Source organism: Nonomuraea sp. ATR24, assembly GCF_041950485.1.
Lineage (GTDB): Bacteria > Actinomycetota > Actinomycetes > Streptosporangiales > Streptosporangiaceae > Nonomuraea > Nonomuraea ceibae.
On record NZ_JBGNUU010000002.1, the window covers coordinates 290,863 to 313,288 of the forward strand.

The 22,426-nt window shown below is 73.7% G+C and carries 17 protein-coding genes and 1 riboswitch; of the genes, 6 read left to right on the plus strand and 11 right to left on the minus strand.

Features of this window, described 5'->3' with window-relative positions:
- Nucleotides 1-28: 28 nt before the first annotated feature.
- The 3 genes from ACBI99_RS05245 to ACBI99_RS05255 are packed head-to-tail and all read left to right on the plus strand — an operon-like array spanning nt 29 to nt 3,068.
- The gene (locus ACBI99_RS05245; RefSeq protein WP_219511186.1) at nt 29-1,318 is read left to right on the plus strand and encodes an ABC transporter substrate-binding protein; all 1,290 of its coding nucleotides are present in this window, start codon (nt 29-31) and stop codon (nt 1,316-1,318) included.
- Nucleotides 1,318-2,190, plus strand: a complete 873-nt coding sequence (locus ACBI99_RS05250) for a carbohydrate ABC transporter permease (protein WP_375071769.1) — start codon at nt 1,318-1,320, stop codon at nt 2,188-2,190. Before ACBI99_RS05245 ends, ACBI99_RS05250 begins: the two co-directional genes overlap by 1 nt.
- On the plus strand, nt 2,187-3,068 hold the full coding sequence (locus ACBI99_RS05255; protein ID WP_357586506.1) for a carbohydrate ABC transporter permease: 882 nt from the start codon (nt 2,187-2,189) through the stop codon (nt 3,066-3,068). Before ACBI99_RS05250 ends, ACBI99_RS05255 begins: the two co-directional genes overlap by 4 nt.
- Before the next feature lie 14 nt (nt 3,069-3,082).
- Here ACBI99_RS05255 and ACBI99_RS05260 read toward each other — a convergent pair whose 3' ends face one another.
- The 8 genes from ACBI99_RS05260 to ACBI99_RS05295 form a co-directional block, all read right to left on the minus strand.
- The gene (locus ACBI99_RS05260; RefSeq protein WP_357586505.1) at nt 3,083-4,171 is read right to left on the minus strand and encodes a glycosyltransferase family 4 protein; all 1,089 of its coding nucleotides are present in this window, start codon (nt 4,169-4,171) and stop codon (nt 3,083-3,085) included.
- Entirely contained in the window at nt 4,168-5,583 is a 1,416-nt protein-coding gene (locus ACBI99_RS05265; RefSeq protein WP_375071770.1) for a M48 family metallopeptidase, read from the minus strand. The genes ACBI99_RS05260 and ACBI99_RS05265 overlap by 4 nt, the downstream gene beginning before the upstream one ends.
- Nucleotides 5,584-5,594: 11 nt before the next feature.
- Nucleotides 5,595-6,422, minus strand: a complete 828-nt coding sequence (locus ACBI99_RS05270) for a hypothetical protein (protein WP_375071771.1) — start codon at nt 6,420-6,422, stop codon at nt 5,595-5,597.
- A 172-nt stretch (nt 6,423-6,594) separates the two neighbouring features.
- Complete coding sequence (locus tag ACBI99_RS05275; RefSeq protein ID WP_357586499.1) at nt 6,595-7,089, minus strand: C40 family peptidase; 495 nt, start codon at nt 7,087-7,089, stop codon at nt 6,595-6,597.
- 76 nt (nt 7,090-7,165) lie between these two features.
- A riboswitch (cyclic di-AMP (ydaO/yuaA leader) is annotated at nt 7,166-7,325 on the minus strand.
- Nucleotides 7,326-7,591: 266 nt separating this feature from the next.
- Nucleotides 7,592-8,566 carry an NlpC/P60 family protein gene (locus ACBI99_RS05280; RefSeq protein WP_375071772.1) on the minus strand — a complete coding sequence of 325 codons (975 nt, stop codon included), beginning with the start codon at nt 8,564-8,566 and terminating at the stop codon, nt 7,592-7,594.
- A gap of 84 nt (nt 8,567-8,650) precedes the next feature.
- Complete coding sequence (locus ACBI99_RS05285) at nt 8,651-9,916, minus strand: NYN domain-containing protein (RefSeq protein WP_357586495.1); 1,266 nt, start codon at nt 9,914-9,916, stop codon at nt 8,651-8,653.
- Between the two features lie 625 nt (nt 9,917-10,541).
- Nucleotides 10,542-11,231 carry a response regulator transcription factor gene (locus tag ACBI99_RS05290; RefSeq protein WP_219511171.1) on the minus strand — a complete coding sequence of 230 codons (690 nt, stop codon included), beginning with the start codon at nt 11,229-11,231 and terminating at the stop codon, nt 10,542-10,544.
- Nucleotides 11,232-11,581: 350 nt separating this feature from the next.
- The gene (locus tag ACBI99_RS05295) at nt 11,582-13,030 is read right to left on the minus strand and encodes a histidine kinase (protein WP_308126053.1); all 1,449 of its coding nucleotides are present in this window, start codon (nt 13,028-13,030) and stop codon (nt 11,582-11,584) included.
- Nucleotides 13,031-13,318: 288 nt separating this feature from the next.
- On the opposite strand from ACBI99_RS05295, the gene ACBI99_RS05300 reads away from it, so the two are divergent.
- From ACBI99_RS05300 to ACBI99_RS05310, 3 genes are read left to right on the plus strand one after another with little or no spacing between them, the layout of a single operon-like run.
- Nucleotides 13,319-13,981: an ABC transporter ATP-binding protein gene (locus tag ACBI99_RS05300; RefSeq protein WP_375071773.1), complete on the plus strand. Its 663-nt coding sequence runs from the start codon at nt 13,319-13,321 to the stop codon at nt 13,979-13,981.
- Nucleotides 13,978-14,868 carry an ABC transporter ATP-binding protein gene (locus ACBI99_RS05305; protein ID WP_375071774.1) on the plus strand — a complete coding sequence of 297 codons (891 nt, stop codon included), beginning with the start codon at nt 13,978-13,980 and terminating at the stop codon, nt 14,866-14,868. The genes ACBI99_RS05300 and ACBI99_RS05305 overlap by 4 nt, the downstream gene beginning before the upstream one ends.
- The gene (locus tag ACBI99_RS05310) at nt 14,865-17,861 is read left to right on the plus strand and encodes an FtsX-like permease family protein (protein WP_375071775.1); all 2,997 of its coding nucleotides are present in this window, start codon (nt 14,865-14,867) and stop codon (nt 17,859-17,861) included. The genes ACBI99_RS05305 and ACBI99_RS05310 overlap by 4 nt, the downstream gene beginning before the upstream one ends.
- Before the next feature lie 3 nt (nt 17,862-17,864).
- On the opposite strand, the gene ACBI99_RS05315 is transcribed toward ACBI99_RS05310, so the two are convergent.
- The 3 genes from ACBI99_RS05315 to ACBI99_RS05325 all read right to left on the minus strand — a co-directional run bounded on the left by ACBI99_RS05315 (nt 17,865) and on the right by ACBI99_RS05325 (nt 22,425).
- Nucleotides 17,865-19,400: a hypothetical protein gene (locus tag ACBI99_RS05315; RefSeq protein ID WP_375071776.1), complete on the minus strand. Its 1,536-nt coding sequence runs from the start codon at nt 19,398-19,400 to the stop codon at nt 17,865-17,867.
- Nucleotides 19,401-19,475: 75 nt separating this feature from the next.
- Nucleotides 19,476-20,933 carry a serine/threonine-protein kinase gene (locus ACBI99_RS05320; protein ID WP_219511161.1) on the minus strand — a complete coding sequence of 486 codons (1,458 nt, stop codon included), beginning with the start codon at nt 20,931-20,933 and terminating at the stop codon, nt 19,476-19,478.
- Nucleotides 20,923-22,425, minus strand: a complete 1,503-nt coding sequence (locus ACBI99_RS05325; protein ID WP_375071777.1) for a serine/threonine-protein kinase — start codon at nt 22,423-22,425, stop codon at nt 20,923-20,925. The genes ACBI99_RS05320 and ACBI99_RS05325 overlap by 11 nt, the downstream gene beginning before the upstream one ends.
- Nucleotide 22,426 lies beyond the last annotated feature (1 nt).

A 22,426-nucleotide genomic window follows, 5' to 3' on the forward strand; every position in this document is an offset into this window, starting at 1 on the left:
CTTGAGGGTCCGGCAAGGAGGAACCATCATGGACCAACGTCCGCCACTCTCCCGCCGCAATCTCCTGATAGGGGCCGCCGCAGCGTTCGGCGTGCCCGCCGTCCTGACCGGGTGCGGCTCCGGCGCGCCCGCGCCCGGCGGCAGCACGACCGGCAACACGGCCGCCGGCGCCGTGACGCTGGGGTCCAACGCCTCGGACGAGGTGCCGAAGAAGTCACTGGAGACCGTGCTGAAAGGCTTCACCTCCGGCCAGGTGAAGGTCAACACGGTGGACCACAACACCTTCCAGGAGAACATCAACCGCTACCTGCGCGGCACCCCGGACGACGTGTTCACCTGGTTCGCGGGATACCGGATGCAGTTCTTCGCCGAGCAGGGCCTGGCGACGGACATCTCGGACGTGTGGCGGGAGATCGGGGCCGACTACACCCCGGCTTTCAAGGCGGCGTCGACGGGCACCGACGGCAAGCAGTATTTCGTACCGTTCACGTACTATCCGTGGGCGGTCTTCTACCGCAAGAGCGTGTGGGAGGAGAAGGGGTACGAGCCTCCGAAGACGCTGGACGAGCTGACGGCGCTGTCGCGGCGGATGAAGGCCGACGGGCTGGTCCCGATCGCGTTCGCCGACAAGGACGGCTGGCCGGCGATGGGCACGTTCGACATCATCAACATGCGCACGAACGGCTACGACTTCCACATCGCGCTCATGGCGGGGAAGGAGTCGTGGACGGATCCCCGGGTGAAGCAGGTGTTCGAGACGTGGCGCGGGCTGCTGGAGCACCACCAGCCGGCCGCGCTGGGCCGCACCTGGCAGGAGGCCGCGCAGTCGCTGGCGGAGAAGAAGACCGGCATGTACCTGCTCGGCATGTTCGTCGCCCAGCAGTTCCCCGAGGCGGACCGGGACGACCTGGACTTCTTCACGTTCCCCGAGATCAACCCGGCCTACGGCACCGACTCGATCGACGCGCCCATCGACGGCTACATGGTCTCCGCCAAGGCCAGGAACGTCGACGGCGCCAAGGCGCTGATCAAGCACTTCGCCCAGGCGGCCGCGCAGAACGTGGCCACCGAGGCCGACCCCGGCACGCTGGCGGCCAGCTCCAAGGCCGACACCAGCGGCTACAGCGCGCTGCAGAAGCGCGGCGCCGAGCTGGTCTCGCAGGCGTCGCACATCGCCCAGTTCCTCGACCGTGACACCCGGCCCGACTTCGCCTCCACCGTGATGATCCCGTCGCTGCAGTCGTTCATCGACAAACCCGCCGAGATCGACTCCTTACTCGTGTCCATCGAGAAGCAGAAGGCCAACATCTTCCGTTGATGGCCGTCAAGACCCGTCGCTACTCCGCCCGCGACGTGACCGTGCTGGTCATCGGGCTGGGGGTGGCCGTCATCGCCAGCGTGGGCCTCGTCTGGGGGCCCACGCTCGCCTCCGTGGTGCTGTCCGCGACCGACTGGAACGGCTTCGGGCCGATCGAGTGGGTCGGCGGGCGCAACTACGGCGACCTGGCCGGCGAGTATCCGCCGTTCTGGTCGGCCGTGCGCAACAACGTCCTGTGGCTGGGCTTCCTCGGGCTGGTCGCGACCCCGTTCGGCCTGTTCTGCGCGGTGCTGCTGGACCGGCGGCTGCGGCTGTCGCGGTTCTACCAGAGCGCGCTCTACCTGCCGGTGGTGCTGTCGCTGGCCGTGGTCGGGTTCATCGCGCAGCTCGTCTACTCCACCGACTACGGCGTGCTGAACGCGGTCACCGGGCTGTCGGTCGACTGGCTGGGCGACCGGTCGGTCAACATCTGGGTGGTCATGGTCGCGGCGGCCTGGCGGCACGTCGGCTACGTGATGATCATCTACCTGGCGGGGCTGAAGGCCGTCGACCCGGCGCTGAAGGAGGCCGCGGTCATCGACGGAGCCAATGAGGCGCAGACGTTCTTCCGGGTGGTGTTCCCGACGCTGCGGCCGGTCAACGTGATCGTGCTGGTGATCACGGTGATCGAGGCGCTGCGCGCGTTCGACATCGTCTACGCGATCAACAAGGGCCGCAACGGGCTCGAACTGCTGTCGGTGCTGGTCACGGAGAACATCGTGGGCGAGGCCAGCCGGATCGGGTTCGGCTCGGCGATCGCGGTGGTGCTGCTGGTGATCTCGCTGGGGTTCATCGTGACGTACCTGTCGCAGCTGTTCAGGGAGGAACGATGACGGCCCTCGCCCCGGCCCGGCGGCGGGCCAGGCCGCTGCGCGTCCTGCTGCACGCCTTCCTCGCGCTGGTGGCGCTGGGCTGGCTGCTGCCGCTGGCGCTGGCCGTGTACGCCTCGCTGCGCCCGTACGAGGAGACGGCCAGGCTCGGCTACTTCTCGCTGCCCGAAAGTCTCACGCTGGACTACTACGGGCAGGCGTGGAGCCAGGCCGAGCTGCCCCGCTACTACCTCAACACGCTGATCATCGTGATCCCGGCCCTGCTGCTGACGCTCTTCCTGGCCTCGTTCGCCGCCTTCGCCATCGCCCGGGCCAGGATCCCCGGGCGCCGGACCCTGCTCATCGTCTTCACCGCGGGCAACCTGCTGCCGCCGCAGGTGCTCATCACCCCGCTCTACACGCTCTACACGCTGGTCCCGCTGCCGCTGTGGCTGTCGGACTCCCAGGCGCTGTACGACTCCTACCTGGGGCTCGTCCTCATCCATGTGGCGTTCCAGTTCGGGTTCTGCGTGTTCGTCCTGGCGAACTTCATGCGCACGATCCCGGAGGAGATCACCGAGGCGGCGCTGGTGGACGGGGCGAGCGTGTGGCGGCGCTACTGGAAGCTGACGCTGCCGCTGTGCCGCCCGGTGCTGGCGGCGCTGGCGACGTTGCAGTTCACCTGGATGTACAACGACTTCCTGTGGGCGCTGGTGCTCATGTCGTCGGGTGACAAGCTGCCCGTCACCTCGGCGCTGAACAACCTGCGCGGCCAGTTCTTCACCGACTACAACCTGCTGGCGGCCGGGTCGGTGCTGGTCGCGCTGCCGACGCTGATCGTCTTCCAGCTCCTGCACAAGCAGTTCGTCGCCGGGCTCACGCTCGGGTCCACGAAGGGGTGATCAGGCAGGGAGGATCACAGCAGGGCGCGGAAGCGGTCGGCGACCCGGTCCCACGACCATTCGGCGGCGATCCAGTCGCGGCCGGCCTCGCCCAGCTTCCGCGCCCGCTCGGGCGCGCTCAGCAGCTCGATCAGGGCCGCGGCCACCTCCCCGGTGTCGCGGCCGTCGACGACCAGGCCGGTCTCGCCGTGCCGCACCGCCTCGGGCGCGCCTCCGGACGCGCCCGCCACCACCGGCAGCCCCGTCGCCGACGCCTCCAGGAACACGATCCCGAGCCCTTCCACGTCGACCCCGCCCCACCGGGTACGGCACGGCATCGCGAACACGTCGCCGGCCGCGTAGTAGCCGGGCAGGTCGGCGGCCGGGACGCTGCCGGTGAACACGATCGACGGGCTGCCTGCGGCCAGCCGCTCCAGCCTGCGCCGGTGCGGGCCGCCGCCGACCAGCAGCAGCACCGCGCCCGGCACCTCGCGCAGGACCCTCGGCCAGGCTCTGATGAGCTGGTCCTGCCCTTTGCGCGGCACCAGCCGGGACACGCACACCACCACCGGCCCGCCGCCGGGCCGCCGGGGCTCCACGTCGGGCCGGAACTGCGTCACGTCCACGCCGGGGGCCAGCCGTACCAGCTTGTCCTCGGGGACGACCGGCGCCAGCCGGGCGCGGGTGTAGGGGCCGAGGTAGGTGACCACGTCGGCGTGGCCGGCGATGCGGCGCAGCACCGAGCGGAACCCCGGCGCGCCCGCCCAGGACGCCTCGTGGCCGTGCGTGAGCATGACGATCCGCCGCGCGCCCGCCGCGCGCAGGCGCGGCGCGAGCAGGCCGAGCGGCGCCGCCGCGCCGAACACGACGGTGTCGGCGCCGTGCTCGGCCACCAGCCGCGCCGCCCGCCGGGCGACGGCGGGCGTCGGCAGCATCAGCCGGCCCGGGTGCCGGACGACCCGGTACGGCTGCCGCCGGTCGAACTCGGCGCAGCCGGGCCAGGCCGGGGCGTAGACGGCCACGCCGGGGGTGCGCAGGGCCAGGCCGTGCACGAACGACTGGATGCCGCCGGGGCGCGGCGGGAAGTCGTTGGTGACGACGACCACCCGGCGAGGTGCGCTCACGGCTGGGGACGGCCGTTCAGCTCGGCCCAGGAGCGGGCCATGGCGATCCGCTGGGCAGCCGTGGGATGGGAGGCATAGAGCACATATTCCACCGCATCTGGCGACAAGTCGGAAATATTGGCTGTTGCCAGGCGTTTCTGCATCGCGACGAACGTGGCCGGGTCGCCCGTCAGGTCCAGGGCGTGCGCGTCGGCCCTGGCCTCGATGTGGCGGCTGATCACGTTCTGCGCCGGGCCGGACAGGAACGTCGCCAGCGTCATCAGCCCCAGCACCACGCCCACCGCCCGGGGATCGGTGATCGGCGCGCCGCCCGTACGCCGCCGTGCCGCTCCGAACACCAGGAACAGCAGGACCGCCCCCAGCGCCGCGCCGAGCGCCCCGACGAGCGTGCCGTGCAGCACGTCGCGGTTCTTCGCGTGGCCGAGCTCGTGCGCCACCACCAGCTCCACCTCGCGCGGCGGCGCCTTGAGCAGCGTGTCGTAGACGACGATCCGGCGGGTCGCGCCGAACCCCGAGACGTAGGCGTTCAGCGCGGTCGTCCGGCGCGAGGCGTCGGCCACCAGCACGTCCTCCACCGGCACTCCGTCACGCTCGGCCATCGCCATCAGGTTGGCGCGCAGCGGCGAGTCCGGCATGGCGTGGAAGTCGTTGAACACCGGCTCGAACACCACCGGGTAGACGAACGACGCCCCCACGGTCAGCGCGAACGCCCCGGCGGCGGCCGGGATCCACCAGCGCCGGACCCGCCGCGCCAGCGCCACCACGGCCAGCACCATGACGGCCAGCAGGGCCGCGTTGATGCCGACGCTCTTGAGCCGGTCGCCCGTCCAGGCCGCCCAGTCCTGCGTGGACAGCCCGAAGTCGCGCAGCGCCCCCTCGAACCACATGCCGAGCGGCCACCGCACGGCCTCCTCGATCACCGTGAGCACGAGGACGCCCAGCAGCACCCGCGCCCACCACGGGCCCCGCAGCCATCCCAGCAGCCTCGCGCCGAGCGGCGTGGCCACGAGCAGCCCGGCGAACACCAGCGTGACGCCCAGCGACAGGTAGCTCGGCACGCTGGTGGCCGCGTCGAACGCCTGCGAGCGGGCGATCTCGGCGGCGCCGAAGTCACGCGCCGGGTCGGGCGTCACCTCGGGCGCCCCGGCGGGCAGCGCCGTCCACGGCGTCGTGAACGCCACCACCCCGGCGATCACCGCCCCCAGCACGGCCAGCCCGGCCCCGGCCTCCCGCCGCAGCCTCGCCTCCCGCCCGCCCCCATCGCCTGTCACGTGCCCGTCCCCGTCCCCGGCCACGTCCTCGTCCCCCGTCTCGGGCGACGGCTCGGCGACGTCCGCCCCCTGCAGGGCGCGGGTGGCGGGCGGGCCGACGTCCTGTTCGGTCGTCTCGCGCCGTTCCTGCCGGTCGTCCATGTCGCGTCCCCTCACGCCAGTCGGTCCCGGACGTACGCGCGCCACAGCCGGGTCAGCGTGCCCGCCGAGAGCCCCAGCGAGGCCAGCGCCCGGCCGGCGCCGTACGTCTGGGCATCACGGTAGAGCCTCACCAGGCTCTTCTCACCCCAGCGCGCGGCGACGAAGCGACACACCAGCCAGGCTTCCTGGTACGCGCGGGCGAGCCGGCCCGCGTCGGCCCCGGGGACGAAGTCGGCCCCGTCCGGCAGATCGGACGGCGTCCGCCCGGCCCGCACCTCGGCGGCCAACTCGGCGGCGGCCACCTCGACGGGCAGCCCGGCGTCCCGGTAGGCCACGTAGTCGGCGAAGCCCTCGTACAGCCAGACGGGCAGCCCGTCGGTCCCGGCGGCCACGTGGGTCAGCTCGTGCGCCAGCACGACGTCACGCCCGACCGGGGTGAGCCGGGCGAAGTGCTCGGGCACCACGATCACGCGTCCCCGGTCGGCCACCGCCGCCAGCCCGTCGACCGACGCGACGCCGGCCAGCGCGGCGGCCTCCCGCGCCGAGGCGGGCACCAGGACCACGGCCCGGACGTCGCCGCCCAGCACTCCGCCGACCCGCCGCCCCGCGGTGTCGGCCCGGCGCGCCAGGTCCGCCAGCAGCCCGGGGGGCGCGTCCTGCCCGGCGACGAGCGACCGCTCACCGCGTACGACGTCGAGCCCGTCGCCCCAGCGCGCCCGCACGCCGGCGAGCACCCCCGCCTCGACGGCGGCGCCTCCCGGCCCCGGGACCGGGCCGGACCCACCGGCCAGGAACGCCGCGACAACCAGCAGCACCACCGGCACGACCCGCCGACGCATCCACGCGGACACCCTGCCGGGCGCGCCGCCGGACGTGCTGCCGGGCCCATTTCCAGGCCCGCTGCCGGACCCCCTGTCGGACACGCTGCCCGATCGTAGCCGCCGATCCTGAGCGTCGCCCGGGAAGGCCGAAGGCCCCGTCCCGGGGCGGGGACGGGGCCTTCGGCGCAGGTCACAGACCGGGACGCACCGCGCCCGCGAACGACGCCTTGCGCCAGCCGCGAAGCTTCTCGACGCGCACGCGCTGGCCCGTTCTCGGCGAGTGGACCATCTTGCCGTCGCCGACGTACATGCCCACGTGCCCGAGCCCGCGGAAGAACATCAGGTCACCCGGCTGCAGGTGCTTGTAGGAGACCTTCTTCCTGATGCGCGCGAACTGGCTGTTCGTCACGCGCGGGATCTTCACCCCGGCCTTCTTCCAGGCGTACTGGACGAGGCCCGAGCAGTCGAACGACCCGGGGCCGGTGGCGCCGTAACGGTACGGGTCGCCGATCTGCTTCTTGGCCACGGCCACGGCCTTGCGGGCCTTGGCCTTCTGCCGAGCGACCTTGGCCACCTTCGACGACTTGACGGACTTCTCCGTCTTGGTCACCGCAGTGGTGGCGAACTCATTCGTCGTCGCCGCCTGCGCCGCCGGGGCGTGGACGACCAGACCTCCGGCCGTCACGGTGATCAGCGCTACGCCACTCAGGGCGAGACGGGACAGACGGGGGTTGTGCGAGAGGGTAGACAGGATTGCTCCTAGGGGCTTCCACGAACGCCTACCGGGTTAGCTGACGGATTCGGGCCTGGAAGTCGCCCTACGGCGCTGAACGCGCCGATTCACCCCTGATCACCGCGTACGGGATCGTTGGGTCCCCGGCTCCGTGCCTCCTGGCTGCACGGACTCGGCAGGCCACCGCCGCGTCTTCGCGCCTCGGGGGCGCTGGCCGCGGTGACCGGCGGATGATTCTCTCTGTCGAACATCGGGGGACCCGATGGTGACCGGCGGGCGTCCTGGCTGGAACGCCGCGACGCCAGAAGTTACGCCGAAAAGTCACGTAATGGCAAAGCCTGAGTAAGCGAGTAAAGATCAGACACGCCGGGAGTCAGGTCCTCATACCCCGCCGGAGCAGCGGGTTTCGTTACCCAAGTGTGACCCTCCTCACACTTGGGCCGACCCCGTCTTGTCAGGGGCGTACGGCGCCCACGAGACGGCGCCCGTACGACGAGAGTGTGACCACCTTCACCACGTCACCCGTCTGCGGCGCATGCACGATCTTGCCGCCGCCCGCATAGATGCTCACGTGCCCGAGGCCCTCGCTGAAGATCAGGTCGCCGGGCTCCAGCGCGTTGAGCGACACCTTGCGGCTGGCGCCCCACGACCACTGCTGCCAGGTCGTGCGCGGCAGCGACACGCCACCGGCCCGCCAGGCGGCCTGCGTGAGCCCCGAGCAGTCGTAGCCGCCCGGCCCGGTGCCGCCGAACACGTACGGCTTGCCGACCTGCGCGTACGCGAAGCGCAGCACGGCCGCCGCGTTGCCCGAGGCGGGACCCGTGTACTTGAGGCCGGTGCTGTTGGGATTGCCCGCCTTGTACGCGCCCAGCCGGTCGAGGAGCTTCTTCTGGTCCTTGATGAGGTCCAGGATCTCCGCCCGGTCCTTCTTGACCGCGTCCCGCTCCTTGTCGGCCGCGGCCAGCGCCTCCTCGGCGCGGTCACGGTCGGCCTTCAGCCCCCGGTTCGCCCGGTCGAAGGCGGCGAGCTTCTGGGTGCGCTCCTGCGCGAGCTGCCCGCGTAACGCCATCCCGTACAGCAGATCGGCCGGATCGTCGCTGGTCATCATGCTGGGCAGGGTCGAGAAGTCGCCCCCCAGCTTGTACGTCTCGACGGCCATGTTGACGACCTCGCCGCGCAGATCCGCGACGGTCGCCAGCTTGCGCTTGTACGTGTCGTTCAGCCGGCTGTAGCGCGCCTTGGCCTCTTTGTACTTCTCGGTGGCCGTGTTGTAGCGGTCCACGACCTTGTCGGCCTTGTCGTTGAGCTTGTCGAGCTTCGCTCTCGCCTGCGCGAGAGTCGGCTTGGGATCGGCCAGCACCCCTCCGACGGGGGTCATCACCAGTCCGAACACCAGACCCGCGGCCAGCGGCACCCGGCCCAACCTCACAGCGTCGCCTCCCAGGGGATCATCCTCGGGGCGAAATAGTACAGAAGTGGCGAGTAATCCTCACCTAAACGCCATATTCGTCATCTATGCGCGACCGAGCCGCCTCAGCAGCAGCGCGGACGGAACGGGCCTGGCGCCCATCCGCCTGACGGACTCGGCCACCTCGCGGTCGGAGGACACCACGGCGATCGCCCGGCCGGGCGGCTCGGCCCGGACGAGCTGGCGGATCAGGTCGTCGGCGATCTCACCCGGCGCGCTGAACAGCACCCGCACCCCGCGCGGCGCCACCACCTGCACCGGAGAGTTGAGCTCGGCGCCGTCGAACACCACGGTCACCTCGACGCGCGTCTGCGCGACCAGCCCGCCGAGCCCGGTCATCAGGCGGGCGCGCTGGTCGGCGAGCGTGAGCGTGCCGTAGCCGGACTTGGTCACGTTGTAGCCGTCGATGATCAGATGCACCTGCGGCAGCGCCAGAAGCTGATCGAGCAGCTGCGGGTCGTCGTCGGCCAGCGCGCGGGCGGGCACGCCGCGCACGCCCGGCCGCTCACCGGTGAGCGCCGCGACCGAGTCGGCCGGCCGGCTGATCATTGTGGGCAGCGCCAGCTCCCTGCGCAGCCCCGCCGAGGCGTCCTGCAGCGCGTCGAGCAGCACCCGGATGCGCGCGTCCTCGACGCTGCGGCCCTCACGCGCGGCCCGGCGCGAGGCTTCGAGCTGCTTCTCCACATCGGCCAGGCGCTCACGCAACCGCCGCAGCTCCGACTCCCCCGCGCTGCCGGCGGCCGTGGCGGCGTGCCTGGCCTCCTCCGCGGCCTGCTCCATCTCCTCGGCCCGCCGCACCGCGCCCTTCGCGCGCTCGCGGGCCTCGTGCAGCTTGCGGCGCAGCTCGGAGTTCTCGCCGCGGGCCGCCTTCAACTGCTCACGCAGCCGCTCGGCCTCCTCCTTGGCCGCGCTCTTCTGCGCGGCGAGCTGCTCACGCAGCCGGGAGACGACCTCCTCGCGCTCCGACCCCTCGGCCGCGGCGGCGGACTGCTCCAGGTCGGCGCGGGCCGACTCCACCATGTCGGCCCAGCCGGGCGGCCGCGTGAGATAAGCCGCGGCGGCGACCAGCACCGGATCGGCGGCGGGCGGCACGTTGCCCTCGGCCAGCGAGGCCACCAGCTCCGGCCAGCCGGAGGCCACCGACTCGGCGACCACCTCGCGGAACTTCTTGTCGTTCTCCAACTGCGCGGCGATCGGCGCACTGCCCAGCCGGGCACGCTTACGCGGGTCGAACTTGGCGATGCCGCGCAACGGCGCCGGCACCGCCACAGCGGGCATCGAACCGAGAACCTGGGCCGCGAGGTCGACCACATTGAGCCGCACCTGCTCGGGAAGCGGGCGAGACAGGCCTTCACCCGCTGAACTCATCCCACTGTCCCTTCATGACATGCCCTTTCAGACAAGGGTACGGCTGCCCGCTACCTGTCCGTAACGGCCACCCATGATGGGACAAGCGCTCGTCCAACCCTCGCACCCCCACACGCAGCCCCCACAGGCCCCGGCAGCACCCTCTCCGAACCCGGCACAGCCCGCACAGGCCCGACCACAGCACGCACGGAGTCGGACCCGGCCCCTCCCCCTCCCCGGGACCGGACGCGGCACCCCCGGGCCCGGCACTCCGCGTAGCCGACACGGCAACCCCAGGGCCTGACCTCGCCGATGCCCACACGGCGCTGCCGGGACCCCGCACAGTCCCCCAGGGATCCTGCACAGCATCCCCCGGACCCCGCACGGCACCCTCCTGGCCTGGCAGGGCACCCTCCGGACCCGGCACGGCCCTCGCGGACCCGACACCCACGCCCCAGCTACGGCGCCCAGCCCCGCCCCCAAATGCCCGCTCCCAGCCTCGCCTCCGGCCGGTACGCCTCACGGACCGGTGGCCTGCCTGGACGGCTCCGCTGCGACAGAGCCCGGGAAAGCTGGAATCCCAGCCCCGTCAGCTCGCGTCGTAGACCAGCAGCGCGATCTGGACCCGGTTGTTCAGCGCCAGTTTGGTAAGGATGCGCGAAACGTGCGCCTTGACCGTGGGCACGCTCATGTACAGCTCGCGGCCGATCTCCGCGTTGGACCTGCCCCTCCCGACCGCCAGCGCCACCTCACGCTCGCGCTCGCTGAGCCGGGCCAGCAGCCCGCGCGCCCGCTCGGCCCGTCCGACAGCGCCGCCGTGCGACACGTGGGTGATGAGCTGCCGGGTGACGGCGGGCGACAGGATCGGCTCCCCCGCGGCCACCTTCCTGATCGCGGCCACCAGCTCGACGGGCGGGATGTCCTTGAGCAGGAATCCGGCGGCACCCGCGCGCAGCGCCCGCAGCACCTGCGCGTCGGCGTGGAACGTGGTCAGCACCACGACCTCCGGCGGCGCCTTGGTCGCCCGCAGCGCCTCGGTCGCGGCCAGTCCGTCGACGCCGGGCATCCTGATGTCCATCAGCACCACGTCGGGCCGGTGCTCGGCGACCAGCGGCGGCACCTGCGCCCCGTCACCCGCCTCGCCCACGATCTCGATCCCGTCCACGCCGCCCAGGATCATCGCCAGCCCGGCCCGCACCAGCGCGTCATCATCAACGATCAGCACCCGAATCGACCCAGCCGCCGACCCGGCCGTCAGCCCACGCCTTGACTCGCTCATCACCCCGCCTGTCGCCCTTGTCAGCCCGCTCACCGCCCCGGTCGTCACCCCGTTCTCCGCCCCGCTCATGGCCCCGGGAGGGGCCCAGCGACCGGTCCAGGAACCCGCTGTGGGGTCGGTCCGGAGATCGGTTCGGCGGCCGCCCCGGCATCGCTCCGGGACCGGTCCGGAGGCCGACCCGGCGGCCCGCCCCGGGATCGGCCTGGCGGTTGCTCCAGGGACCGGTCCGGAGGCCGGTCGGCAGGTCGGCCCGGAGGCCGGGCGGGACGTCGGCCCGGGAGTCGGGCGGGACGTCGGCCCGGGAGTCGGGCGGCAGGTCGGTTCGGGAACCCGGCCCGGGATCGGGTCCGTCATGCGCTCTCCTCCGGGCAAGGCCACGGCAGCCAAGCACGCACCACGAACTCGCCGTCCGGCGTCGGCCCGTGCTCCAACCGGCCGCCCGCGAGCTCAGCCCGCTCGGCCAGCCCGATGAGCCCGGCCCCGGCGCCCGGGATGCGGGCGGCATGCCGCGACCCGAGTGCGTTGTGCCTGGACCCCAGCGCGTTGCGTACCTCGGCCGACAGCCCACGCCCCGGCGCACCCGTCACCGTCACGGTGGCCGGTGCCCCGCCCGCATGCTTGCGCGCGTTGGTGAGCGCCTCCTGCACGATCCGGTAGACGTTGCGCCCCAACGCCTCGGGCAACCGCTGCCCTCCGTACGGCGCGGGCCCTTCGGGCGACGCGGGCATCTCGGACGGCGCAAACCCTCCAGCGGCCGGTCCGACAGGGGGCGCGCCGGTGGGAAGGGCGGCGGGCACGTCGGCAGGCACGATGGCGGGCACGGCAACGGGCGCGTCCGTGGACACAACGACAGGCGCGGCGGCGCGTACGTCGGAGGGCGCTTCTGCGGACACCTCGGCAGGCGGGTCCACGTGCAGGTCGAGGCGGACGTCGAGGCCGGCGCGGCGGCATTCGGCCACCAGCGCGGGGAGGTCGTCGAGGGTGGGCTGGGGCCGGTCGGGGACGGGGTCGTCGGCGGGCGCGCCGGAGTGGCGCAGCACCCCGATGACCTCCCGCAGGTCCTGGAGCGCCTGGTGGGCGCCCTGGCGGATGGCGCCGGCGGCGCGGGCGACCTCGGCCTCCGGCGCCCCGGGACGGAACTCGAGCGCGCCGGCGTGCAGGCTGAGCATCGACAGACGGTGCGCGAGCACGTCGTGCATCTCGCGGGCGATCCGCTCGCGCTCCAGCCGTCTGGCCTCCTCGGCGGCCCCGTCAGCGCGCTGCCGGAGGGACCAGACGAGCTGCCGCCTGGCCCGTATGACGATGCCCCAGGCGAACACGGTCAGCAGGATCGCCAGCCCGAAGACGAACGTGCCGAGCCAGCCGAGCTCGGCGTCGGGCCAGATCATCGCGTTGGGCGCCAGGGTGAGGACGCCGAGCAGCGCGACCGGCCCGGAGATCTTGAACGGCCGGTGGACGGCGACGGTGAACAGGGCGACCACGGCCGCCCCGCCGATGAGCAGCAGCGAGGAGGACAGGGTCAAGGTGACCAGCGCGAGCGCGACCGGCCATCGGCGGCGCAGCCAGACGGCGAGGCAGGACAGCACGCCCAGCGCCTGCTCGACGGCCTGGACGGGCTCGGGCGCGTCGCGGATCTCGGCGAGGGTCATCAGGGTCAGGCCGCAGGCGCCGAGGAAGAGCGTGAGGTCGACGATCCAGTCGCGCGTCGAGCGGCGCACGGGCCGGCCCGCGCCGCCGTCGCCGAGCAGCACGGACGGCAGGGCCCACCGGTATTCGGGGGCGTGCTCGGGTCCGTTCACGTTTCCCGAGGTTATGCGGTGGGCACGGGCGGGCGGTAGCGACCAAAGTCGATGCTTCCCCCTGACCTGGGTCGGCCCCCGCCGCGTCACCAGGCGGCGAAGCAGCGAGCCGCCCCGGTCGTGAGCCGCGCGAATCCCCATCGGTCCTGCCCAGGCCCCTGTGCTGGGCAGGCGTGCTCGCGCGGCTCACGTACTGCTTGCTGACATAACCGTATTTGTCACGCTTGCAGGGGAGTTGCAGGATCTTTAACTGTTGACGTATGCCCCCGGCTGGCGGAGGATCTCCGCGTGGCGCCCGGACCGGTGATCTCGTGCCGCGCTCTCACCTGCCGTGCGGGCGGCCGCACGGTCGTCGAGGATCTGTCGCTCGACCTGGGCGAGGGCGAGCGGGTCGCGCTCATGGGCCCGTCCGGGTCGGGCAAGACGACCCTCCTCACGACGCTCGCCGGGCTGGCGCCGCCGGTGGCGGGCCGGGTGCTGGTGGGCGGCGTGCCGCTGGACGAGCAGCCGGGGCTGCGGGCCGGGCTGGCGCTCGTCTTCCAGTCGTACGGCCTGCTGAGCCTGCTCACGGCGGCCGAGAACGTCGAGGTGGCGTTGCGCGCGGCCGGCCGGTCGCCGCGTGAGGCGATGCGGCTGGCGGCGGAGGCGCTGGACCGGCTGCGGGTGGAGAGGTTCGCCGATCACCTGGTGGAGGAGCTGTCCGGCGGCCAGCAGCAGCGGGTGGCGGTGGCCAGGGCGCTGGCGTTGCGGCCGGTGGCGCTGCTGGCCGACGAGCCGACGGCCGAGCAGGACGCCGGGCACCGGGAGGTCGTGCTGGAGGAGCTGCTGGCGGCGGCCGGTGACGGCGTCGCGCTGCTGATCGCGACCCACGACCCCGAGGTGGCCGAGCGGTGCGACCGGGTGGTCGAGCTCCGCGCGCCCCGGGCCCGGCAGGCGGTGGGCGGCCCGTGATCGACGAACCCTGGCGCGGCGGGGAGCGGCCCACGAGCCCCACGAGCCCCACGAGCCCCACGAGCCCCACGAGCATGGTGCGCTGCGACGGGGTCGTGCAGATCTACCGGGCCCGCGACGTCGAGGTGGTCGCGCTGCGCGACGTGGACCTGGTGATCGACGCGGGCGAGACGGTGGCGCTGCTGGGCCCGTCCGGGGCGGGCAAGTCGACGCTGCTGTGGCTGCTGGCGGGGCTGTTGCGGCCGAGCGCCGGGCGGCTGTGGCTGGACGGCGTGGAGGTGGGCCGGCTCGACCAGCGCCGCCTGGACCGGCTGCGCGCCCGGCGGATCGGCACCGTGCTGCAGAACCCGGCCCGCAACCTGATCGGCTACCTGCCGGCCGCGCAGAACGTGGCGTTCGCCCAGCGGGCGGTCAGGCGGGATCGTGGCAGGGTGCGTGAGCTGCTGCGCCGGGTCGGCCTGGACGACGCGGGCAACCGGCCGGCGAACCGGATGTCGGGCGGCGAGCAGCAGCGGCTGGCCCTGGCGGTGGCGCTGGCGCTGGCGAACGCGCCCGCGCTCCTGCTGGCCGACGAGCCCACGAGCCAGCTCGACGCCGCGTCGGGGGCGCGGGTGATCGAGCTGATCAAGCATGCGGCGCAGGCGGACGGCACGACGGCGGTGGTGGTGACGCACGACGTGGCGGTCAGCGAGGCGCTGAGCCGTACGGTGACGATCCGCGACGGCCGGGTCGGCTCGGAGGGCAGGCGCGGCGAGGACCTGGTGGTGGTCGGCCGGGAGGGCGCGGTGCAGGTGCCGCCGGAGTTCCACCATCTGCTCCCGCCCGGCTCGATGGCCCGCATCGAGCCGCTGGACGACGGCATCGTGCTCAGGAGGGCCGGCTCGTGACCCTGCGCGGCCTGTGGGAACGCCGTACGCTCTCGCTGGTCGTGCTGCTCATCGCCGTCGTGCCGATCGCCTGCGCGGCGGTGGGCCCGATCTACACGGCGGCGGCCGCCACCACGGTGGTCCGTGACGCGCTGCTGGCGGCGCCGGTGGACGGGCGCGGCTGGCGTTACACGACCAGGACCGGCGGCATCCAGGCGAAGGCCGCCGCGCTGACGGCGTCGTTCACGGCCGCCCCGGTGTACGGGATGGAGATCTCCAGCGGCGACGCCGACCTGTCGAGGGAGCTCTCGTACACCCTGGTGTGGCAGGACGGCCAGTGCGAGCGCCTGCGGCCGGTCGAGGGCCGCTGCCCCCGGGCGGCGGGCGAGGTGATGGCGAGCCGGGCGTCGGGGATGGCGGTCGGCTCAGAGGTGCGGCTGGCGGCTCTGGTCAGGCGCGAGCCCGGCACCACGGAGCTGCGGCCCGCGCCGCTGAAGGTCGTCGGCGTCTACGGGCACGAGTCGGCGGGCGACCCGTTCTGGTTCGGCCGCACGCTGACCACGCCCGGGGGCGAGAGCGGTTCGTCGCGGATCGACCCGCTGTTCACGGTGCCGCAGACGCGCGAGGAGACGGCCGTCGCGGGCGCCGCGCTGACGGCGGACCCGGCGCAGCGTGGCGGGTGGACCGACTACGCCATCGTCACCGTCGACGCGGGGCGCGTCCTCGGCTCCGACCTGGGCGCGCTGACGGCCCTGCAGGCGGCGGCCGACACGGCGGGCCGCGAGACCGGCGACATCGTCTACTCACGGATGCCCGTCACGCTGCGGGCGATGACGACGAGCTCAGAGACGCTCGGCGTGCCGACGCTGCTGGTGTCGGCGCAGCTCGTGGGGCTGGCCTGGCTGCTGCTGTTCCAGACCGTGGGCGATCTGGTACGGGCGCGCGGCGCGGAGATCGCCCTGGCCCGGCTGCGCGGTCACGGCCGGGCGCGGGTGTGGCGGTTCGCGCTGGCCGAGCCGCTGCTGCTGCTCGCGCTGGCCGTGCCGCTCGGGCTGGCGGCGGGGCTGCTGGCCGCGCGGGCGATGGTGGAGGCGCTGCTCCCGCCGGGCATCCCCGCCGTGTTCCCGGCGCAGGCGGCGTACGCGGGGCTGGCCGCGACAGCGGGCGGCCTGATGGCGGCGGTCGTGTCGGCCTGGCGGGTGGCGACGCGCCCGGTCACCGAGGAGTGGCGGCGCACACCGCGCCGCAGCGCGCGCGGCTGGGTGCCGGACGCGGTCGTGCTGGTGGTGACGGCGCTCGGCCTGGTCGAGCTGCTGGCGGGCGGGGTGATCAGCGACACGACGGGGCAGTCCTCCAGCGCGCTGGCCGTGCCCGGCCTGATGGCGCTGGGCGTGGCGCTGCTGGCCGCGCGCGGGCTGCCGGTGCTGGCGCGGCGGCTGTTCGGCCTCACCCGGCGGCGGGGCGGCCTCGGCCCGTTCCTGGCGTTGCGGCAGGTGGCGCGCGGGCCGGTCACCACGGGGAGCGTGATCGTGCTCGGCACGGCGTTCGGGCTGGCGACGTTCGCGGTGTCGGCGTGGACGGCCACGTCCGCCGACTACCGGCGGGCCGCCGCCTTCCACAACGGCGCCCCGGCGGCGATCACGGTCCAGCCGGTCGGGCCGCGCGCGTTCGCCGACGCGGTGGAAGCCGCCGACCCGGGCGGCACTGCAGCCCCGGTGATCAAGGTTCCGGGCCCGCCCCAGCTGATCGCCACGGACCCGGAACGGCTGGCCCGCGTCGCGGCCTGGGACCCGGAGCTGGCCGGTGGGATGCGGCTGGCCGAGGCGGCGGCGGCGCTGCCCGGACCCGGGACGCCCAGGGTCATGGTGAGCGGCGACCGGTTCCGGCTCACGGCCCGCCATGACGTGCCGCCCGAGGGCTGGCAGGTGCGGCTGTTCGCCACGTTCCGCATCCCGGACCGGCTCAAGCCCGCCGCGATCCCGCTCGGCGTCCTGCGCCCGGGCGGCCGCGGCTCGTACGCGTGGAACCTGCCGCTGTCCTGCCGTGACGCGCCGTGCGAGCTGCGCCGGGTGCACGCCGAGTTCACCCCGCTGGACGAGCAGGCGACGATCCCGCGGATGGAGGTCGTCGTGACGCGGCTGGAGCTCCGGGACGAGGGCCGCTGGCAGCGCGTCCCCACCCCGCGCTGGCGGGTGGACGGCGACCCGGGCCGTGACGACGGCGGCTTCGTCGTCTCGCTCCAGAACAACCAGACGCTCCGGCCCGCCACCTACGATCCGCGGCCGGCCGCCGTGGTCGTCGGCGTGGGCGCCAAGCTGGTGCCGGGCCTGGACCACGCCTTCGCCACGGGCGTGCGGGCGGTCGCGACGGCCTCGGCCGCGCCCGGCCTGACCGGGCCCGGCGTCGTGATGGATCTGGAACAGGCCGACCGGATCGCGTACGGAGTGCACGAGCAGGCCGTCTACCAGGTGTGGACCCGTGCGGCGGGCGTCCCGGCGCTGGAGCGGGCGCTGCGCGAGCAGGGGCTCACCGTGGTCTCCACCCGCTACGAGAGCGAGGTGGCCGCCGCCTTCGTCCGGCAGGGTCCGGGACTGGCCCTGGTCCTGCTGCTGATCTCCGCGCTGGCCGCCGCCTCGCTCGCGCTCGGCCGCACCGTGCTGGCGCTGCACACGGCGGCCAAGCGGCGCGGCTACGAGCTGGCCGCCCTGGAGGCGTCCGGCGCGAAGGTGGCGGCGCTGCGCGTGGCGCTGCTGCTGGAGCAGCTCATCACGGCGGCGGCCGGCACGCTGGCCGGGCTGGTCGCCGGGCTGCTCGCGGCCGGGGCCGCGCTGGGCCGGATCCCGCAGTTCGCCGAGCCGCTGGTGACGCCGCCGCTCGCGCACGACGTGGCGGCGGCCCCCGTGGCGCTGCTCACGGGCGCCGGCCTGCTGGCCGCCCTGCTGTGCGCGGTCGCCGTGTCGGAGGCGCTGCTGCGCGGCATCCGCGTGGAACGCCTGCGCGACACCCCCGCGTGAGCCTCAGCTGCCGACCGGCTGCTGCGACAGCGCCTGCATGAACGCCCTGGCCATGGTCAGCGCGCCGTCGAGCCCCTCCTTCTCGGGGATCAGCACGACGTTGCCGGAGGCCGCGGGCTCGCCCTTGGGCCGCTGCGCGCCCGCGTAGTCGATCTCCACCACGACGGCGCCCCGCCGCACGGTCACGGTGCCGCTGCCCGCGAACACCTCGCCCTTACGGGTCCCGACATAGACGCTGTACGCCTCCTCGCCCAGGCCGGGCACGTCGCGCACCTTGCCCCACGAGATGCCGCCGAGCGACGACTGCGCCAGGTTCTTGTCGCCGCCGAGCTGGCCCGTGTAGAACGACCGGGCGGCGGTCTCGTCGGCCACGCCGGCCCGGTTGGTGAAGGAGTGCACGGTGATGAGCACGCTGCGGATCTTGGTCACCTTGTCGCCGGCGGGCACGTCCAGGTTGAGCCAGCGGCACTCGGTCTGCGTGTCGTCGCCCACCTCCAGGCCGCGCGCCCGGGGCGTGTGGCCGGGCACGAGCTTGGCGGCCGTCGGCGTGACCGTCTCGCAGACGGGCGGGAAGACGACCAGCGGCGTCGGCGAGGGCGTGGCGGCGGCGCTGGGCGAGGCGGTCGCCGCCTTGTACGGCTGCGCCAGGACGTCCGGGTGCTGCGCCTTCCAGTCGGCCACGCCCTTGGCGAAGTGCTTGACCAGGCCGCTGACCTCGCGGATCGCGTTCGACTCGGTGACGGACTGGGTGGTCTCGTTGCTGAGGATCTGCGCGTCCTTGCGCTGCTGGCTCGCCTGGTAGCGGATTTCGATCGTGATGTCCTGGACGCGCGCGTACGCCTTGCCGTAGGAGTACCACATCAGGCTGCCGGAGCGGCGCCAGGTGTACTGGGCGAAGGCGGCGTCGCCGGCGCCCTGGATGTCGGTGACCGGGGAGGTGTAGTCCTTCTCGCCCTTCTTCGGCGTGGGCTTGGCGGTCTCGGCGTACTTGGCGCCGCCGTAGTCGACCTCGTAGGAGTTCTGCGCCATGGCGCGGCCGGTCTTGGCGCCGTCGCCGCGGTGCTGCTGGACCTTGACGTCGACCTCGCGGCTGCGCCACCACTCGCCGTGGGAGATGCGCTGGTTGTTCCAGTTGCAGGAGAAGTTGACCGTGTATTCGCTGTCGCGGGAGTCCTTGGACACGGTCGCGCCGGGCACGAGGCGCTCGGCCTCCTCCTTGGGCAGCATGGCGCACACGTCGGGGCCGGTCACGGCGGCGGGCTTGGTCAGCCCGGCCGTGGACGGCTGGCCCGTGGCGGGCGGCCCGGCGATGCCCTGGCCCCGGGTGAGCTGGCCGTACAGCAGGTAGGCGCCCGCGCCCGCGCCGACGAGCACCACGAGGGTGGCGGCGACGACCGGCAGGATCCACGGGCGGCGCCGCGGCGGCCGAGGGGGCAGCGGCACGGGAGGCGGCATCGGCGGCTGGGTCGGCGGCTCGAACTGCCCTCCGGGCACCGGGTGCGGGTGGGTCGGCGGCTGGTGCTCGCTACCGGGATTCACGAGGGACTCCTGGGGTTTGCCATGACGTGCGGTGAAACATGCTAGTCAGCCCGGTTGCAGGATGCTTGCACCAGTTCAGGACCGCAACGCGGCCGAGACCATCGCGGCGGCGGCGCGGGCGGGCTCCTCGTCGGCCGGATCGTCCTTCGGCAGGTCCCTGCGCTGCCAGACCACCTCGGCGAGCACGTTGCTGGTGCGCAGCAGCACGGTGCTGGTGCCGGTGCCGAGCTGATCGGAGTTGCTGTAGAAGCGGAAGGAGTTCTGGACGAACGCGGCCTCCCCCAGGCCCGGCACGTCGCGGACCTTGCCGACGTGGTTGCTGAACGCCTTTCCCGCGGCTCCGGCGCGGCTGGCGCGCTCGATGGCGAAGCGCTGGACGGCCACCTCGGGCGCGCCCCGGCCGGCGGCGGGCCGCTCGGCCCACACCCTGACGGTGAGCGAGGAGATCTCGCGCGGCCCCTTGCTCAGGCGCCACTCGCACTCGCCGGGTCTGGTCTGCTGCCCCCGCACCTCGCTCTTCATCACCTCGGTCACCTGGGCGCCGGTGAGCAGGCCGCAGGCGGCGGGCGCGGCGGCGAACCGGCCGGTGTCCTCCTGGGTGAGCGCGCGCACGCCGTACCAGCCGCCGGCGCCCAGCACGGCGACGGCGGCGAGCGCGGCCACGGCCGGCCACCAGCGGCGGCGAAGGGCGCGCGGCGGGACGGCGCCGGGGCCCGTGCTCGTGCCGAGCAGCCGCTGGAGCCCGTCGCGGACCTGCGCCGCGCCGGGCCGGACGGCCGGGTCCTTGGCGAGCATGGCCAGCAGCAGCCCGCCGAGCTCGCGCCCGGCCCGGACCGGCGGCGGCGGGTCGTGCAGCAGCACCGCGGCGGCGACGGCGGCGGGCATCGCCCGCTCGAACGGCGCCCGCCCCTCCACGGCGGTGTAGAGGCTGGCGCCGAGCGACCACAGGTCGGAGGCGGGGCCGGAGGGCTGCTCGTTGAGCCGCTCGGGCGCCATGTAGCCGGGCGAGCCGGCGCTGCCGTAGCGGTCGCCGCGCCCGCCGAGCGGGACGGCGATGCCGAAGTCGGTGAGCATGGCGGAGCCGTCGGCGTCGAGCAGGATGTTGGCCGGTTTGACGTCCTGGTGCACGATGCCGTGGGAGTGGGCGACGGTCAGCGCCGACAGCACGCGCAGGCCGATGCGGGCCACGGCCTCGGGCGGGAGCGGCCCGTCCTCCTTGATCACCCGGTCGAGCGACCGGCCGCTGACCAGGTCGAGGATGATCCACGGCTGCTCGCCGGTGAGCACCACGTCGTGGACCAGCACGATGGCCGGGTCGCGCAGCCGCCCGGCGGACCTGGCCTCGTGGATGGCCCGGTCGGCGAACTCGGCGCGCTCACGCGGCGACAGCTCGGCCGGGACGCGGACCTGCTTGACCGCGACCTCCCGGTTGAGCATCTCGTCGCGGGCCCGCCACACCGTGCCCGCGCCGCCCTCCCCGAGCCGCTCGACGAGCCGGTAGCGGCCCGCCAGCACGTAGCCGTCACCCCGCACCGCGAAGCTCCCGCTCGGCCGTCCTGGCCGCCCTCAGGGCGGACTCCTTGATCTGGTCGTCGGTGGTGCGGTCGTCGACCCTGGTGAACTCGGCGGCGACCACGAGGTTGGCCAGGCGGAAGTAGACGATGGCCGAGTGCATCCGGCCGGTCTGCCCCAGCAGCTCGAACGCGAACGCCTCCTGCCCCAGGCCGCCGAACGACCTGACGGAGGTACGGGTGACGTCCTGCGGCTTGGTGACGCCGATCTCCTTCCACACCCAGCCGAAGCTCCCGTGCTTGGCCCAGTAGCGCTGCTGGTTGGCGAAGAGGCTGCGGGCCGTGACGGGGGTCATGCTCCACGGGTCGCGGGTGTCGGAGTCCTTCTGGAGCTGCACCGAGACGCCGATGCCGGGCTTGGTCCAGTTGCACTCGGGGCCGTACTCGTCGGAGGCCGGCACGCCCTTGGGGATCTGCTGGGTGCGCATCAGCAAGCCGACGTCCTGTGGGGGGAGCAGCGTGCACAGGTCCATCGGCACGGTGAAGGCGGCCGGCACCCCGTTGTCCTGATTTTTCAGGACCAGGAAGACGATGGTGGTGGCCGCCGCGATCGCCAGCGCCGCCGCCGACGCGATCCACAGCACGGCCCTGCTCCGCTTCCTGACGTGGCCGGGCACGGTGGCGTCGTGCTGCGGCGGCAGCGCGGCCGGCTCGCCCGCGGCGACCCGGCGCAGCGCCTGGGCCATCAGCGGCGCCACCGGCCGGGCCGCCGGGTGGCGCGCCATCATCGCGGCCAGCAGCGGGCCGAGCGGCTGCGGCGCGACCGGGACCGGCTGGGTCAGCGTCGCCCTGATCCGGTCGGCGGTGGTGCCGTCGTAGGCGGCCCTGCCGGTGGCCGCGAGGAACAGCGTCGCGCCGAGCGACCACACGTCGCTGGCCGGGCCGCCGGGCTCGCCCTCCAGCCGCTCGGGCGCGATGAACCCGGGCGAGCCGATCATCAGGCCCTGCTCGGTGAGCGTCGCCTGGCCCTCCTGCCGCGCGATGCCGAAGTCGGTGAGCACCACCCGGCCGCTGTCGGTGAGGAACACGTTGCCCGGCTTGACGTCGCGGTGCTGCAGCCCGCGGGCGTGCGCGGCCGACAGCGCGTCGAGCATGTCGGCGCCGATCCTGGCCACGTACTCCGTCGGCATGGGGCCGTGCGCCTGCACCGCCTCGCCCAGTGTGCGGCCGCGCAGCAGCTCCATCACCAGCCACGGCCGCTCGTGCTCGACGACGACGTCGTGCAGCGCCACGATGCCCGGATGGCGCAGCTGCGCGGTGGCCTGCGCCTCGCGCACCGCCCGGGTGACCAGCTCGGCGCGCTCGCCGGGGGACAGCCCCTCGGGCAGCGTCAGCTCCTTGACCGCCACCTCGCGGTCGAGCATCTCGTCCCTGGCCAGCCACACCCGGCCCATGCCGCCGCTGCCGAGCGGCCGCAGCAGGGAGTAGCGGTTGGCGAGTCTTGCCCCGGACATA